Raw genomic sequence first — 16775 nt, forward strand, 5'->3', positions numbered from 1 at the left:
CCAAAGCAGAGTGCCGGGTTTAGTGCCCGGCGCTCTGCCACGGTTTTTTAAAAGAGGAGCAAAGGATGGGATTACCTCCCGACAGTATCGTGTCGCTGACACTGTCACGTATGCAGAAAAACCTGGAGCAACGAGTCTGTGCCGGCGATGTGAGCCAGGAGCGTAGCGGTCTTCTTTTTGTCGGAAATGTGCATGATGCTTTTCCGCGTCGCCTGTTTCTTGATAACCGGCTCTCTCCGCTCGATAAAACCGCGTGGGTTATGATCAGACTATATGCCCAGCAAAATGAGGGGGCGATATTCCCCACTTACGACGAGCTGCAGTTGCAACTTGCCTCCCCACATGCTGAAAAAGCTTCCAGGGAAACTGTTAGTCGTGCACTTCTCATGCTTCGGCTTACGGGCTGGCTGAGTCTGTGTAAGCGTGTGCGAGATGGCCACGGACGTGTCAGAGGCAATATTTACGCCCAGCATGATGAGCCGCTGGGACTACGTGATTGCGAGACATTTGATCCTGGCTGGCTGGAGCTACTGGAAACCAGCTGTAATAGCAAAAACAAATCCGTTCGTTTGACGGCCTTAACGGTACTCAATGATATTTTGCAGGATCCGGGTATGCGCCACCGCCACAGTCGACTGGCACTGATTGAAGGGAGGCTCAGTTCACCTTCAACACCCGTAAAGCAGGGGCAAGACACTAAACCGAGTTCGGAATCCGAACCCAGTAAGAAAAACTTAAAAAACAAACAGAATTCACTGAGTTCGGAATCCGAACTCAGTAGTGAATACACCGGTTTTTTACCGGGTTCGGAATCCGAACTCAGTAATAAATCAAGGAGTTACACCGGGGTTCGAAATTCGAACCGTAACGTACGTTCTTTCACACAAAGTGTGATTAAAAAAACGTACGTAGTACCAGTCGATATCAAACTGCCGGAAACATTCCTGGCAAGTTTGAGTGACGAGGATCGCGATATGCTTCTCGAACAACTCGGTGGCCTGCCTACTGAGATGTCCGAGCTTCTGCTAAAGCTGCTGTGCGAACAACTTGCCCAGAATAAAATCAGTAATCCAGTTGGCTGGATGTTTACCATGCTCAAGCGTGCCAGAGCAGGTGAACTTGTTGCGCCTAAAGCCGCTCTGCAGAGCTCAAACGGAACAAATAGTGCCCTTACAGCAGGTACTACTTTGGTTAAACCTGACCTCAGACTTCCAGAACACAAAGCTTCTCAGGAGCAGGTTAGGGCTGCATTAGCGGAAATTCGCGCCAGGCTTGTTTAAATCCCTTGCAAGTGATTTTTAATAGACTGGGCAATAAAATTTAATGGTTGAAAAGTATTCTTGCTGCGGGGCGCAGCAAGGTCAAAAAACATACTGCGAAATGCTTTCAAACAGTAAATATTTTACAGCCGAAGTGATTACTGCATCGGTTAGAACTGCAGGTGGTTAAAAAATAATCTTGCTGCGGGGCGCAGCAAGATTAAATAAGTAACAGCATGGAATTTTTCCGAACAGAAAATGAGTTTCAGATTGTTGTAAATGTCGAAAATTCAGGACTATGCCGCTTCATCTTAACTGATTACAGGTGGCAACGATGGCAGACAGTAAAAGCAGAGCCGGTTCTCTTCAGTCTGAGCTGAAGATCGAGCTTCACACCAATTATGCAATCGGGTTGTGGACAGGGCGAAAAGCAGAGAGAGGAGAGGACGGTAAAAAGGGTAAGCAACCCATAATGGGAATGCCTCAGTTTTTACATCGGGCTACACAGATTAATAAGGACTCTCTGCAAAACAATCCTTGGGCAGATGTGGCGATGTTCGAGCTAGAGAAAAAAATTGAGGATGCCTCGACACAAATGAACGGACTGTTGACAGGATTAGATAAAGTCATACAGATACCCACGGGAGTATCGATTTCTGATGCTCAGGCCAGTGAAACACTTGATCTGACAGTCTTCAGTGGAACACCTCTTGGGTACCGGTGTGTCTTTTTGTTGATGGGATTTGATCAGTTTGCGAAACGTGTTTTACAAGCCTCACATTACGGCATTCTCTCTCGTAATCAGAGATACGATTTTTTGAGTGATGGCAGCCGCCTTTTACGTGAAATCTATGGGGTGGTATTACGTTACCGCCAGGTACCTGCTACCAGGTTTGATGCTGTAGAAAACAATGATGTCTGGCGACAAGCCTGCACAGATTTCGGAGAACCTAACATAGAAATTTTGCTTGGCCAAAAACGTTCAGCTTTCTCGCCTCAGATTAATGAAGCCAGCGTTAACCTCCTTCGCCTGCGACATAAGGTCTTATAACTCTATCAGGAGGGAACATGCGGCTATTCATATGCGAAAAACCCTCACAGGGTCGAGACCTGGCGGGTGTTCTTGGTCTGACGAAACGTGGTGACGGGTTTATCTCCGGTCCCGGAGAAACTGTCACTTGGGCTGTCGGCCACCTTCTGGAAACCGCTCCTCCGGAAGCATACGGTAAAGAGTTCGGCAAACCCTGGAATATCAGTGCATTGCCTATCGTGCCTCTGACCTGCCCCCACGATTAGATACAACACTCAGTTAGTAACGTCGGAATCTTCATTCTCAGAATGACCCTTTCTCCAGCCCGCTGCAAATTCAGACGGTGTCTGATAATTCAGCGTGGAGTGCGGGCGGCATTCGTTATAATCCTGCCGCCAGTCATTAATAATTTTCCTGGCATGAACGATATCGCTGAACCAGTGCTCATTCAAACATTCATCGCGAAATCGTCCGTTAAAGCTCTCAATAAATCCGTTCTGCGTTGGCTTGCCCGGCTGGATTAAGCGCAACTCAACACCATGCTCAAAGGCCCATTGATCCAGTGCACGGCAAGTGAACTCCGGCCCCTGGTCAGTTCTTATCGTCGCCGGATAGCCTCGAAACAGTGCAATGCTGTCCAGAATACGCGTGACCTGAACGCCTGAAATCCCAAAGGCAACAGTGACCGTCAGGCATTCCTTTGTGAAATCATCGACGCAGGTAAGACACTTGATCCTGCGACCGGTGGAAAGTGCGTCCATGACGAAATCCATCGACCAGGTCAGATTGGGCGCCGCCGGACGGAGCAGCGGCAGACGTTCTGTTGCCAGCCCTTTACGACGTCTTCTGCGTTTTACGCCCAGGCCACTGAGGTGATAAAGCCGGTACACGCGCTTATGATTAACATGAAGCCCTTCACGGCGCAGCAACTGCCAAATACGACGGTAGCCAAAACGCCTGCGCTCCAGTGCCAGCTCAGTGATGCGCCCTGATAAATGCGCATCAGCAGCCGGACGGTGAGCCTCATAGCGGCAGGTCGACAGGGATAAACCTGTAAGCCTGCAGGCACGACGTTGCGACAGACCGGTCGCATCACACATCAACATCACGGCTTCCCGCTTCTGGTCTGTCGTCAGTACTTTCGCCCAAGAGCCACCTGAAGCGCCTCTTTATCCAGCATGGCTTCGGCAAGCAGCTTCTTGAGTCTGGCGTTCTCTTCCTCAAGCGACTTCAGGCGCTTAACTTCAGGCACCTCCATACCGCCATACTTCTTACGCCAGGTGTAAAACGTGGCATCGGAAATGGCATGCTTGCGGCAGAGTTCACGGGCGGGTACCCCAGCTTCGGCTTCGCGGAGAATACTGATGATCTGTTCGTCGGAAAAACGCTTCTTCATGGGGATGTCCTCATGTGGCTTATGAAGACATTACTAACATCGGGGTGTACTAATCAACGGGGAGCAGGTCAATTACATAACGGCATTAATAGTTTTGATTGTTCGATTGCCTATGTACCGGGCATATGAAACTGGATCCGGTGACGCGCAGCGACATCGGGTGTAAAAACTTTGTTATACAATTCTGTTGAGCTGATGTTTTACTCGCCATTACCGTCAGTAGAATACCAACGTAGAGCATATGCATTGTGTAGGCGAGGCGGAACGAGTATGGCGTGACCGGTACAGAGAAGGTTATGTAGTAGGCCGCTGCGGTGGCCACGGCTTTCGCAAGCTAGGTGCGAACGGTACGAGCAGTGGTGGGCCAGATGCGTGCTTTATCTGAGTAGCTTTAGAAAAAACACACAAACCGGCAAGGATGAAGAAACCAACCGAGCCAGAAATTCATTCTTAAATTAAAATTCATTTAAGGAGTAGTTGATACGTAATAATATTACGTTGATGTTTTAAAAACATAAGACATCCACATTGTTATATTCAATAAAATCACGCTGCATTTTTGTAAAAAAATATATATCAATAAAATCAATTGCATGCGTGATCTTCGTGGCGATAAGGCGATCCATGAAACTTTTTTTAATATGAAATAGTGCTTGTTTCTTTATTTTAACATAGCGGGAACTATAATATTTTTATCTTGCAATCATGCGAATTCAATTTGGAAAATGACATGCGTGAAAATAACCCTAATAAATCGGTTCCAAAGGAAATCACAGCTAAAGACCACGACCACGACCACGACCACGACCACGACCACGACCACAAACAATCTGTTTCCGACGGAAGCGAACGACGAATTCGTTTCGTTTTTATACTTACATTTGGGTACGCTCTGATACAGACGGTAGGAGGGATTCTTTCTGGATCACTGGCACTTATCGCAGATTCAGGGCATATGATTTCAGATGCTGCTGCTCTTTTGCTTGCTTTAGTCGCTTATAGAGTGGCGAAACGTCCAGCAGATGATAAACGGACATATGGTTTTCATCGTATTAGAGTTTTAGCTGCTCTGGCTAATGGCTCTGCACTGTTGCTGCTTGTTGTATGGATTATGTGGGAAGCAGTTCAGAGGATTGGTAGCAAAACAGAGGTGCTGGCAGGCCCTATGTTAATTGTTGCTACTATAGGACTCGTCATTAATATTATCGGTGCATGGATTTTAGTTTCTGGTAACAAAGAGGATGGTAATCTCAAAGGGGCATTACTACACGTTGTTGGAGATTTGCTTGGCTCAATAGGGGCAATCGCTGCGGCCATAGGCATAATGTTCACAGGGTGGACTATCCTTGATCCAATCCTTTCTGTGTTTGTCTCATTGTTGGTTGTGAAGTCGGCCTGGAAACTAGTGAAAGAATCTATTGATGTGTTGATTCAAGCTGTACCCAAAAACATGGATTCTCAGTTAATTGAACAAGGGCTCAAAGAATTGCCGGAAATTGATGAGGTTGGCCATTTCCACGCATGGACCTTAACCGATGATACAATCATTGCTACAGTTCATGTTACCCCAGCCATTGAACAGGACCCTATATTATTGCCTGCAATAGTGGCAAGGTGGCTAAAAGAAAATCATGCAGTTAATCATGTGACGGTACAGGTGGATCCGAGAGGTAAACTTCAAAAGTTGCATCTGTAATCTAATTGACAATGCTCTCTGATTCTAACTTTTTAAGAAGTGGTGCCCACAACAAATCATGATTAGTTATCTAACTACTTCTGATTTGTAACCGCAGGGGACATGTTATTCCATGCAGCAAACCAAAATTAAATTTAAAAGAAATGTTTTTATTGCAATACCTCATGAAATATTTTACAAACTCTCTGGTATTCCTTGAGTAAGGCCACTTTATATATTTTGGAGTCGACAATGAGTTTTCTACGAAAGTTATTAACAGGACACCACGACAACTCTCATGGTGAAAGAAGTCACTCTACAGGTCATCGGCAGAAAAAACATCATGCAAGTACGCATGAATACGGTAATGAAAATTATGAAGTTGTAAGAGAAAGACATACAGATGTAAGTAAGCCTACAGGAAATACCTCGTTTTTACCTTCCTCTCAGCTAGAAACTAATTGCTCGAAATGCGGAGGAATGATTCGGGGAACTGATCTTTTTTGCCCCCAGTGTGGGGAAAAACAAAGCCCATCTGAATGTGGGAGTTGTGGTTCAACTATTAAGGTTGGAGATCGATTTTGTGGCCAATGTGGACAACCAACATTACGATAAGTTGTAACCTACTAAAAATACGATGTTAATCCCAACATGGATGTTGGGTATATGCTTAATCCAAGTAATGTTTGAAGTAAGTTCAAATCAATCAAGATATTCCTCATACTGTTTAATATGACTCAGAGCATGAGCACTAAGCTCATTGTCTTTAATTAGTGTTGGCTTAAATGCCAAAGAATCAACAGGCTTATTATTAACGATTAGTTCATAATGAAGATGAGGTCCTGATGAACGCCCACTATTCCCGGAAAGCGCAATGTCCTGGGCATCAGATATTTTTTGCCCTTTTTTTACAAGGATTTTATTCAGATGCAAATAGCGGGTTTTGACTCCATTTTTACTTTTTATTTCTATGTAATTCCCCATTGAACTATTCCATTCTGCTTTTGATACAACACCTCCAGTTACACTTACAATTGGTGTATTAATAGGCATTGAATAATCGACACCATTATGAGGACGCTTTCTACCCGAAACAGGATTTTTTCTTACTGGATTAAATGTAGAGCTGAGGCGGGCTTTAGAAGGCTTAGGGTAACTGAAGTTTCCAGAACGTTTAGGGTTGGTTAAAACTGTGTATTTTAACTCCGAGATTCGATAAGCAAAAAACTCGCTTTTTTTTGTTTCTATTTTATATGCAACAATAGTAGGCTTTCCTAGTTTTTTATCAATAACCAAACGAATTTCTCCGTTTTTCGTCAGCTTTTGTAAGTCTGAATTAGGGGGTAACGATTTTTGCAATAGGATAGTTTCACTTGTTTCTAGGCCGTTGAGGTCAGAAGAAACATAGATATCATCCTTGACTATATCTGCAGAATACATGATTAGATTGTCACTTTTTTTAAGTAAAGCTGGATAATAACCGAGCAAAATGTAATTGTCATCTCAAGAAAGAGATTCATATCAAAAATTCAGAATTTAAAATTGTAACTGGAGTTTTCTTTGAGATTGCATAGCAATTGCTTGCAACTGCTATGCAACAATAGAGGGTGAGTAATTTGGCGGATAATATGATAGTAAACAATTAACTAAAATATTATTCTGTACTAATTCTTATCTTTGAACCGAAGCAACCGTAATGCGTTTAATGTTACCAAGGCTGTCGCCCCAGTGTCAGCTAAAACTGCTACCCATAAACCAGTTAGCCCCATTACACTGGTAATCAAAAAAATGCCTTTTAAAGAAATAGCGAAAAGTACGTTTTGGTGAATATTTGCCATCGTTGCGCGAGATAGCGATACTAGGTGAGCAATATCTGAAACCCGGCTTTTCAATAGCGCTGCATCGGCTGTTTCCAGAGCAACATCTGTTCCACCTCCCATCGCGATTCCTACGTCAGCTGCAGCTAAAGCGGGAGCATCGTTTATTCCGTCACCAACCATGGCGATTATCGCTTCACGCTTCATGCCATTAATGAGATACAGCTTGTCCTGAGGTAGTAATTCAGCTCTCCATTCAATGGAAAGGTTCCCAGCTATTGCCTCTGCAGTCCTTTTATTATCACCAGTCAACATTACAGAACGAACACCCATGGCTTTTAGCTTCGAAATCGCTTCCCTTGCATCCTGCCGAGGCTCATCGCGCAATGCTATTAACCCCAATACAGAGCGCTGTTCTTCATCTAGAAGCACGCTCACGGTGTTACCCCTGGTTTCAAGTTCAGCGATTTGATCGATTTGCTGAGAGAAAACCCTAGATTTTTCTAAAGCAAAGGAGGGGGAGCCAACGGCCAGTTTCATTTCCCCGACTGTCGCATGTGCTGCTTTACCTGCAGTAGCGAATGCGTTTGCTGCTTCTGGGATAACAAGCTTATTCGCTGCGGCTTGTCCGATAATTGCTTTTGCCAGAGGATGATTAGAACCTGCCTCTACAGCGGCTGCTAAAGCAAGAATATCATTTTCACTATGCCCCCAGAAAGGGACAACTTTGGTGACTTGTGGTTTGCCTTCAGTCAATGTGCCTGTTTTATCAAACGCGATTGTCTGAATGCGTCCTATTGTTTCGAGCGCATTGCCACCTTTTATTAAAAGGCCACGGCGTGTTGCAACCGCAAGACCGGACGCTATGGCAGCCGGAGTAGACAGGACCAACGCACAAGGACATGCTATTAGTAGTAAAGCAAGGCCTCGATAAAGCCAGGTTTCCCACTCTACGTTCAAGAATAATGGAGGTATCACAATGACCAGAGCAGCAATAGCCATTACTGCAGGGGTATAATACCGACTAAACTTTTCAATGAAACGTGCTGTTGGTGCTTTGGAAGATTGCGCCTGTTCAACTAACTGTATTATTCGTGATATTGTATTGTCAGATGCCGTTTTTAGGACCTTTACCTCAAGGACTCCATCAATATTTATAGCCCCTGCAAATACGTTTTCACCAGCTGATTTTTGCTTTGGAGTTGATTCGCCTGTAATAGGTGATTCATCCAGACTTGACTGTCCTTGGATAATATCCCCATCGGCCGGAACTCTATCTCCTGGACGAATTAAAACACGATCATTGAGTGCTAGCTCACTTGCTGAAACAGTGCGCTGCCCACCAGTGCTGTCAAGCAAAACTGCTGTTTTAGGGACCAGTGATACAAGCGATTTTATACCGGCACGCGCCCGGCCTGCGGCAACGCTTTCAAGGAGTTCACCCACTGCGAACAAAAATACAACAGCTGCGGCTTCTTCAGCTGCATCAATCAAAAGTGCACCTAATGATGCCACAACCATTAAAGTCTCAATGGAGAAAGGCGAACCAGAAATAGCGAGAGCAAATGCTCTTTTCAGAAATGGGATAATACCTACCATAACAGCGGCAACAAAAATATATTCAGCCTCCAATGGGAATGATTTTGCAACTATATAAGCTGCTCCCATTAAGATTCCCAAACCAACTACATGCTTACCTTTTTTTGACTGCCACCATCTTTGACTCTTTGTTTCTGCATTAATTAACGATTCTAGGGGTTTATCTTTGTCCGAAGAGCTATTACATACATTTGAAACACCAAACCCAAGACTCTTAATCATTTTTATAACATCAGACACCGGGGTTGTATCTGGTTGAAGAGATAATTCTAACGTCTCTGACGTGAAATTTACTCGAGTTTCTGAAATACCTGGGAGGCGTGAAAGGGCTGCTTCAATTTTACCAACACAGCTTGCACAATCCATGCCTTCGACCCGCATAGAAACATTTGGGGTATTTAAAGTCTCTTTTTCTACAAATTGTTCATCCGTAGAACAGGGACCATGATCTGAATGAAAATGCTTAACTCCTGCATGTGAGCCATCATTACACTGGTCGTGGTCGTGGTCGTGGTCGTGGTCGTGGTCGTGGTCGTGATTATGATCATGGTCGTGATTATGATCATGGTCGTGATTATGATCACCACGGTGGTGGCCATGACTATCATGAATATGAGCAATATGACTTTCTTGTTCCTTCTCCATCTGGTTATGGCCATGCCCGGAACAACTATGTTCTTTTTTGCGAATAAGATTATAGCTTTTAAAACTGGTTTGCTTTGAAAGCTCGTCTGCATGCTCGTGCCCGGAACATCCATCTTCCTCACTATGGCTAAGTCTTGAGCAGCTATGTCTGCGGTGTGGCTTGTTCTTATTAGCATGCTCATGCCCACAGCAGCCGCTATTCTTTTTGTATTTCCCATCTTCGTGCTGATGATCAGCAACGGAATCACTTCCAGAAGTCAAAGCAATCTGAATATTGAGATCTATAACACTAAATCCTAACGAACTAATTTTCCGCGCGATTTCACTAATAGTAGTTGGACAGGTTTTAAGCCTAAGTAACGAAAGTATTTCACTAGTAAAATCAGCGTCAATGTTAGATACACCTTCGATAAGTGCTAATTCGTTCTCTATTTTTTCTGCACTGCTCGCGGAATTCATTCCTTCTACACGGAATCGAATTTTCTCAAAATCTATTGGCAGTAAGTGCATGTCACTCCTATCCATACCCTCTGGACCTCTTCGCGTAGTTTTTTTGTTGACCATTATGTCTAAGATGGATACTAGCACATATGAATACATGTTCAAGTATTGTTTGTTTATGGTTTTTTTTCATTATCAATTCCAGGAGGAGAATTCGCTTAGTAGTGAAATAATAAATATTATTTTCAATGAGATATATCAATATGGATATAGGCGAAGGTGTTCCGAATAATTAAAAACCCCCGTATGGCAGGGGTTGAACGCAGGGGTATTAAGTGACTGTATTTATTGATCTTCTGGATGTTCTTCTGATATGTGAGTAGCCATATCCATCAAAACCTGACTGACATGCTTATCTGCAATACTGTAAAAAACTTGGCGGGCCTGCCTTTCTCCTTTGACCAAGCGTGCGCCACGAAGTAAACGTAAATGGTGGCTAACGAGAGATTGAGATAAACCGACATTTTCGGCAATGTCACTAACTGAGGATGAGTTTTCCATGCAGCACAGCAAAATTTTTAGACGAGATGGATCCCCTAGTAAACGAAAAGTCTCAGCGAGAATCATGACATCATTAGCAGTCAATGCGGGAACAACTGGAATGTCATGCTCTGGGTTCCCTACTGATTTTTGAATGCTCATATGTAAAAAGTACCTTTAAGTAGAGTCAGTAATCTCAGCACGTCCGACATCGCAAGGTCGCACAATGTAACGATATACTGTCACAAATTGATTTTTTTTTCTAAAAATTATTCGACTGAAGCAATCAATGGCTAACCTACGCTAACTTATCGAACATACCGTTTTGACCTGCTCCCCGTTGATAAATACATCTCGATGTTAGTCATGTCTTCATTAGCAACGTGAGGGTATCCCCATGAAGAAGCGTTTTTCTGACGAACAGATCATCAGTATCCTCCATGAGGCCGAAGCCGGGGTTTCTACCCAGGAACTCTGCCGCAAGCATGCTATTTCAGACGCCACTTTCTACACTTGGCACAAGAAGTTTGGCGGCATGGAAGTCCCTGAAGTGAAGCGGCTTAAGTCACTTGAAGAGGAGAACGCCTGCCTCAAGAAGCTGCTCGCCGAAGCCACGCTGGATAAGGAGGCGCTTCAGGTGGCTCTGGGCCGAAAGTTATGACGACAGGCCAGAAGCGTGAAGCCGTGGAAGTCATGTGTGAGGCAACGGGTCTGCCGCAACGTCGTGCCTGCTGGCTGGCAGGTCTGTCCCTGTCTACCTGCCGTTATGCAGTTCAGCGACCAGTTGCTGACGCGCAGTTATCTGTCCGCATCACAGAGCTGGCACTTGAACGCCGGCGCTTTGGTTACCGGCGTATCTGGCAGTTTCTGCGGCGTGAAGCCCTTTGCGTTAATCACAAGCGGTAACGGCCTGAGCGTAAAACGCAGACGGAGTCGTAAAGGGCTGGCGACTGAGCGGCTTTCGCTTTTACGCCCGGAAGCGCCGAACCTGACCCGATCGATGGATTTCGCCATGGATGCACTCGCCAGCGGTAGCCGGATTAAGTGCCTGACCTGTGTGGATGGTTTCACGAAGTAGTGCCTGACGATCACTGCCGCATTCGGGGTTTCAGGCGTTCAGGTCACACGTATTCTGGACGGCATTGCACTGTTTCGAGGCTATCCGGCGACGATAAGAACCGACCAGTGCCCGGAATTTACCTGCTGCGCACTTGAACAATGGGCCTTTGAGCATGGTGTCGAGTTGCGCTTAATTCAGCCGGGCAAGCCAACGCAGAACGGATTTATCGAGAGTTTTAACGGTCGCTTTCGCGATGAATGTCTGAATGAGCACGGGTTCAGAGATATCATTCACGTCAGGAAAACCATTAATGACTGGCGGCAAAATTATAACGAGTGTTATCCACATTCAGCACTAAATTATCAGACGCCATCAGAGTTTGCGGCACGGTGGCTAAATGGGAAATTAGACAGTAAGAAAACAGATATTACAAACTGACGGTTGTATCAAATACTGAGGGCAGGTCAAAGACCCGCTAATATTTAGCAGGCCTTCATACTCAATACTTAAATAAAAGTATTGTGGGGGATAATCTCCGGACTCTTATTTTACGATTTTGCCTCACGTATTTTCTTATTTACCAGTTGCTTAAATTGATCCGGTTCAAGCTGTTCAAGTTTTTCGCCATTTACATAAAAAGTGGGTGTTCTCGTGATTTTTAACTCTTCAATTTGTTTAAGATCTCGACTTATAACGTTGGAGAACTTATTTTCTGTCAGATAATCACGTGCTCGCTGTTCATTCAGGCCTGCAGAGACTGCGATTTGCCATATTTTGGAAAGGTCACTGTCGGAAGCGGTATTACTTGCCCATTTGCTCTGCTCTTTGAAAAGTGCAATCAATACGCGGTCAAACATGCGCTGTTCGCGTGCTGCCTCCAGAACCCCGATGGCCTCTTTTGAAGCAGCACCATGAAAAGGGGCATAACGGAGAACCAGACGCACATCCTGTGGATTCTCAGCCAGTATACTCTTCACAAATGGTGATATGGCCGCACAGGCTTCGCATGCAGGGTCAAAAAACTCCACGATGGTTACGGGGGCACTGGTATTCCCAATTACCGGAGAGTGGCTTTCAACATAAGTGTTGCGGTTAACGTCAGCGGATGAGGAGTAAAACCACAAGCTGTATGCAGCCACTACAAGCCCAATAATAGCGAATATTGCAGATAACCGTTTCTTCATTTTTATGTCATTCCTTTCATGGGGGGATAATGATAATCCCAAGAAAGATACACTCTGGAGTAGCTTCAGATTCAATACCTTGTCTGCAACTTTTACAGTAAATTCCCATCATAATTCTTTGATTAAATTTACAAAATAGAGGGTTGTATCCTATCGCATCTGCTGTTCTACGGATGCTCGATTCCTTGATCTGCCGATAGTACAGGACTTTCTGGTGTAGTTCCTGCACGGCCTGTTTTCCCTAGTAAGTACACAACGTATGAGCCCGTTCAATTCCCTAAATATCCAATTAAATAACATGGGTAAAACATAATAAGAAAGCCACCAATGATTTAATTTTCACTGAGACTTTTTTTATGAATTGACGATTGGCTTGTAAACACCTGGTTAATTGATCTAATATCTTGCTCGTTGTAACGTTGCGTTATTCGCAACATGCCAATGTCCCGTGACCTGAGAGGGGCGCCTTCGGGTGGTCAAACGCCAAAGCCACGTGAGCCTGAGAGTGGTGCCTTAGGGTGGTAAACCCGTTAGCCTTTGAAAATGGGGATCGCATTCAATACATGCGAAAAAGGTTTCCTTCACGATCTTGCGTTTATTCATTGCGTTTTCTTGCAGCTCCGTTCTGCTTTTTTCGTTTCGTCTTGATCCTTTATGACGGCTGCATTCGTTGCGAGTTTTGCGGCGTGAGTATGACCATTTGGGCATTCTCCACGACTGCATTATGAGCAGAGAAGCGCGGCGTCACTTGTGTTCGAGTGAAACGAGTACCAAGTGACGCGCGCAGCGCACTACGTCTCAATCCACGTAAAACGTGGTTTTCAACGTCTTCATACCAACTGAACAACACGTAATTAAAGGTTTACGACCTTAAAGACGTCCTCTCATACGTATTAACGAAAATTAACCAATGTCCTTCAACACGCTTATGCGTCAGGACTTCACTTCATTTAAGGAGAAATCGGCACGACATCGATGGCGACACCGGCCAGCAGCTGGTGTGTGGAGGCAGTCTGATGAATATCAGCCCGGCGAAAGCCGCGAACAGGTCAGAGACCTGGGGAGCCTCGCAATAACTCAACATTTCGCCGCCCCGATGCACAGATGTCTGCCGAGTCGCAGGAAGCGCAACCGTAACCGTGCCATCGGGGTGAAATACCATCGTCTGTAGTTTCAGTGCGGCCGGTGACAAAGCTTTTCCGTTCACTCAGACGGAAAAGCTCTGTCACCTTTTTAAGAGGAGAAGCTTTAATGGCTAAATTGAATAAAAATTTGAAAACACTTGCCAGACAAGCAGGCGGAAGTTTTAAGACTGTTGCCGATCGGATGAAAATAGCTGACAGGTTTGCTGATCGGTTGCAAAGTCTTAATATACAGATTAGGGACATTAAAAATATCAAAACAGGACATGTTGAATTATATATTCGAAGCCGTCTTTCGGAAAACATATCCAAACGTACCTTGCAAAATGAAATGTCCGCCATTCGTTCTTTGTTACGTGTTGCGGGTAAAACATTTATGGCTGATCCATCTCACGAAAAACTGAGCAATGAGGCACTGAGTATTTCCGGAACAAGTCGTGACGGAACCAAAGTGGCTATTACCGATGAACATCTTGATTCTGTACTTTCTTTAGTTAAGGAAAAAGATGAAGGTGTGGCTGTTGCCATTCAGCTATCTCGTCTCCTCGGTTTACGAACAGAGGAAACTATCCAGTCGGTTAAATCACTTTCGACATGGAAAAAGGCTTTGCAGAATGGAGAGGATAAAATCAGAGTAGTTTTTGGAACGAAAGGGGGGAGGCCCCGGGATACGACAATTATCAAACGTGAAGAAACATTAAAGGTATTAAATTTCGCCTTGAAATATACGGCAGAACATAACGGGAAACTCATTGATAAACCATCCTTACATTTGGCCATTGAGCGATACAGAAATATCGTACGTGAAGCGGGTATGATTGGGGAGTTTGCACCTCATAGTCTCAGGTACGCTTATACACAAGATGTTATTGAGTTACATTTAAAAAAAGGTTTCAATGTTAAAGAAGCTCAGGCTCTGGCATCAATGGATTTGGGCCATGGGGACGGTCGGGGCCATTATGTCGCGAGGATTTATAGTAAAACAAAAACATAACAGGTTAATTTTTATTTCAATATCTGGTTCTGATAATGAGTGCTTTAAGGGAAAAATAGAAGTAGAGCATTTTGCTAATACCTTCTTTGCTGTTCAAATCGGCGGTGGATGCAAGCCTGATAAATAAATTTGTAAAATGATACATCGGTGACTATTGAACAATTGTCAGGCATGTCGTACGATAATTTTGCTAACCGTTGTCATGATGACAACTGCCAATGCCCTGGTGATTTGAGAAGGGCGCCTTCGGGTAATCACACTGCCAATGCCACCACTAACCTGAGAGATGGCGCTTTCGGGCGGTTTAAATTAAATCTGTTAACCTTTGCAAACAGGTGCCTGGCTTTAGCGGGTAAAGGTCTCTTCAACAGAGCTGCTCGGCAGCTTCATTTTTCGATTCTTCAACACAATTTACCTTCACGGGACTTTGATCCCGAAAGGGCATAGTTCCATCGCTTATTGAGGAACTTGCCATGTACGACCTATTCACCAAACATTTCGTCGCTGAGCTTTGTGATTTTCTCTTTCACGATGATTATCGGATCAAGCTAATTTCCGTGGCATCCGAAATGGAGTCCCAACTGCAGTGTGCTTGCGCATTCAGCCGGCTAGGTCTTGATAACATACCTGATGAAACAGGTCTGACTCCGGGTCAGAAATCGACAGCCTGGGTTGCTCTTCAGTTAGGCGAAATTCATGAATTGCAGATTGTTTCTGACCAGTCATTCAAGCGTTATCTTGCAGATGTCATTGTTGTCGGTATGTCACGATGGCCCCATCTGTGGCAACGCTTTTATCACAAAGGCAGCGTTGAGGTTAAAAAGGAACTTGCGAGAATGCGTGTCAGAACCGCAGAGGATCTTGATTACTATCTTAAGGTTGTCGGCTCAACGGGTAGAGAGGAGTGGTACGATGAAAATATCTATCACTGATTTGCAACCTGATGAATTCCGTCTTAATTACTTAACCCCTATGGGACCTTGTCCCTAGGGGAGGGTTCCACTACTTATTATGGAGCCTGTCATGTCTGTATTCGACATTACTGTTATGCATATTCTGGAGAAAATCCATTCAACAACTGATTTCATTTTCATGATTTCAGAAGTTGAAGGCATTCTGCAGACTGCCACCGCATTGACCACTTCTGGCGTACCTGATTCTTTCAATGAGGATGGTTGGCCAGATAGAGATTTTCATGCGATTTGCCTGGCTGAAACTTTCGGTGAAGTTATTGAGCGTCAACTCATCCCTGCACCCTTACTTTGTTATGTCGAGGATGTCCTCAAACAGGGGATTCGCTATGACGCAGAGTGTGGTTCGAATGCCTGGGACTATGGTTTCCGACTGGGAGCCACGCGTGTACGCGAAGAGTTTTTCGAAGAACAATTTTAAGAGGGCACTTCTATGCACCTTTTAATTTTGATGGACAGTGACGGTTTTGTGTGGACAGGTACAGCGTTTAAATGGCCTTCCTGCGATACCCCGCCGATGACGTTCGCGCCTGAAGATGCACTCAGAACGGCTTTTGCTCTGGCTGTATTTCACAAGGCGTTGCTTTCTGACGGCAACATTGAAATCCATCAGTACGAACCGTCAACGGAATCCAGCTATCGATTCCTGTCTACGGATAACGCATGTATCTGGCCTAAAACAGAATTCGCTTTCAGGCACCATACCGGCGTTCAACTTGAGAGAGCAGTATCTGCAATGGCGTGACTTTCCGGCGCTGATGTAACACTTTCTGACTTTACCAGCCCATGCGGGGAAAACCTCCGCATCGCGGTAAAGGTTTCTCCGCCTTTATTGATGGAGAAACACAATGAGTCTGATGCTCATCCTGATAACTAGAGCGGCATCCGTTCTGAAACAGTTTTCTAAAGCTCGTCAACAGCCTTCCGGCGTCTGGATTGTCAACCGGTCGAAGCACAGCAGCTTCCGGCCTGAGGTCATCCAGGAGGGGGAGGGGTTTACAGCCGTCATTGCTCGTCGCACG

At 44.8% G+C, this 16775-nt stretch carries 13 protein-coding genes and 3 pseudogenes; 10 read left to right on the forward strand and 6 right to left on the reverse strand.

Translation table 11 applies throughout. From position 1 onward, the window contains the following. Positions 1-65 precede the first annotated feature (65 nt). The 3 genes and pseudogenes from MRY16398_RS04085 to MRY16398_RS04095 form a co-directional block, all read left to right on the forward strand. Positions 66-1280 (forward strand): STY4528 family pathogenicity island replication protein, encoded by a 1215-nt coding sequence (locus tag MRY16398_RS04085; protein WP_125123880.1) that lies wholly within the window; start codon positions 66-68, stop codon positions 1278-1280. 313 nt (positions 1281-1593) lie between these two features. After that, on the forward strand, positions 1594-2310 hold the full coding sequence (locus MRY16398_RS04090) for a PFL_4669 family integrating conjugative element protein (RefSeq protein WP_125123881.1): 717 nt from the start codon (positions 1594-1596) through the stop codon (positions 2308-2310). Between the two features lie 17 nt (positions 2311-2327). Beyond that, positions 2328-2534: pseudogene (locus tag MRY16398_RS04095) on the forward strand (DNA topoisomerase III); the annotation flags it as partial. Positions 2535-2564: 30 nt separating this feature from the next. Here MRY16398_RS04095 and MRY16398_RS04100 read toward each other — a convergent pair. Together MRY16398_RS04100 and MRY16398_RS30835 are read right to left on the reverse strand one after the other, a co-directional pair. Beyond that, a protein-coding gene (locus MRY16398_RS04100; RefSeq protein WP_087451024.1) for an IS3-like element ISSen4 family transposase occupies positions 2565-3685 on the reverse strand; the annotation gives its coding sequence in 2 pieces (ribosomal slippage) (positions 2565-3427 and positions 3427-3685; 1122 coding nt in all). 110 nt (positions 3686-3795) lie between these two features. Further along, a pseudogene (locus MRY16398_RS30835) lies at positions 3796-4070 on the reverse strand (phage integrase family protein); the annotation flags it as partial. Between the two features lie 345 nt (positions 4071-4415). On the opposite strand from MRY16398_RS30835, the gene MRY16398_RS04110 reads away from it, so the two are divergent. Next, the gene (locus MRY16398_RS04110) at positions 4416-5381 is read left to right on the forward strand and encodes a cation diffusion facilitator family transporter (RefSeq protein WP_125123882.1); all 966 of its coding nucleotides are present in this window, start codon (positions 4416-4418) and stop codon (positions 5379-5381) included. Between the two features lie 231 nt (positions 5382-5612). Then, complete coding sequence (locus tag MRY16398_RS31220; protein ID WP_107223493.1) at positions 5613-5975, forward strand: zinc ribbon domain-containing protein; 363 nt, start codon at positions 5613-5615, stop codon at positions 5973-5975. 87 nt (positions 5976-6062) lie between these two features. Here the strand turns inward: MRY16398_RS31220 and MRY16398_RS04120 are convergent, their stop codons facing one another. The 3 genes from MRY16398_RS04120 to MRY16398_RS04130 all read right to left on the reverse strand — a co-directional run bounded on the left by MRY16398_RS04120 (position 6063) and on the right by MRY16398_RS04130 (position 10564). Continuing rightward, positions 6063-6800 (reverse strand): peptidoglycan DD-metalloendopeptidase family protein, encoded by a 738-nt coding sequence (locus tag MRY16398_RS04120; RefSeq protein WP_107223492.1) that lies wholly within the window; start codon positions 6798-6800, stop codon positions 6063-6065. Between the two features lie 224 nt (positions 6801-7024). Continuing rightward, a complete protein-coding gene (locus MRY16398_RS04125) occupies positions 7025-9931 on the reverse strand; it encodes a heavy metal translocating P-type ATPase (RefSeq protein WP_165157984.1) in 2907 nt (968 codons plus the stop codon). A gap of 276 nt (positions 9932-10207) precedes the next feature. After that, positions 10208-10564, reverse strand: coding sequence for an ArsR/SmtB family transcription factor (locus tag MRY16398_RS04130; protein WP_107223491.1), 357 nt, complete (start codon positions 10562-10564; stop codon positions 10208-10210). Between the two features lie 235 nt (positions 10565-10799). Between MRY16398_RS04130 and MRY16398_RS04135 the strand changes: the two are divergent. Continuing rightward, positions 10800-11900 (forward strand): annotated as a pseudogene (locus MRY16398_RS04135) (IS3 family transposase). Between the two features lie 110 nt (positions 11901-12010). Here MRY16398_RS04135 and MRY16398_RS04140 read toward each other — a convergent pair. Continuing rightward, positions 12011-12646, reverse strand: a complete 636-nt coding sequence (locus MRY16398_RS04140; RefSeq protein ID WP_107223490.1) for a DsbA family protein — start codon at positions 12644-12646, stop codon at positions 12011-12013. Between the two features lie 1251 nt (positions 12647-13897). On the opposite strand from MRY16398_RS04140, the gene MRY16398_RS04155 reads away from it, so the two are divergent. From MRY16398_RS04155 to MRY16398_RS04170, 4 genes are all read left to right on the forward strand, one after another. After that, positions 13898-14782: an integrase domain-containing protein gene (locus MRY16398_RS04155; protein WP_107223488.1), complete on the forward strand. Its 885-nt coding sequence runs from the start codon at positions 13898-13900 to the stop codon at positions 14780-14782. Between the two features lie 473 nt (positions 14783-15255). Beyond that, positions 15256-15714: a hypothetical protein gene (locus MRY16398_RS04160; RefSeq protein WP_107223487.1), complete on the forward strand. Its 459-nt coding sequence runs from the start codon at positions 15256-15258 to the stop codon at positions 15712-15714. Positions 15715-15805: 91 nt separating this feature from the next. Next, on the forward strand, positions 15806-16174 hold the full coding sequence (locus MRY16398_RS04165) for a hypothetical protein (RefSeq protein ID WP_107223486.1): 369 nt from the start codon (positions 15806-15808) through the stop codon (positions 16172-16174). Positions 16175-16186: 12 nt separating this feature from the next. Beyond that, complete coding sequence (locus MRY16398_RS04170) at positions 16187-16498, forward strand: hypothetical protein (RefSeq protein ID WP_107223485.1); 312 nt, start codon at positions 16187-16189, stop codon at positions 16496-16498. Positions 16499-16775 lie beyond the last annotated feature (277 nt).

This window comes from Phytobacter sp. MRY16-398 (assembly GCF_003925915.1).
GTDB lineage: Bacteria > Pseudomonadota > Gammaproteobacteria > Enterobacterales > Enterobacteriaceae > Phytobacter > Phytobacter diazotrophicus.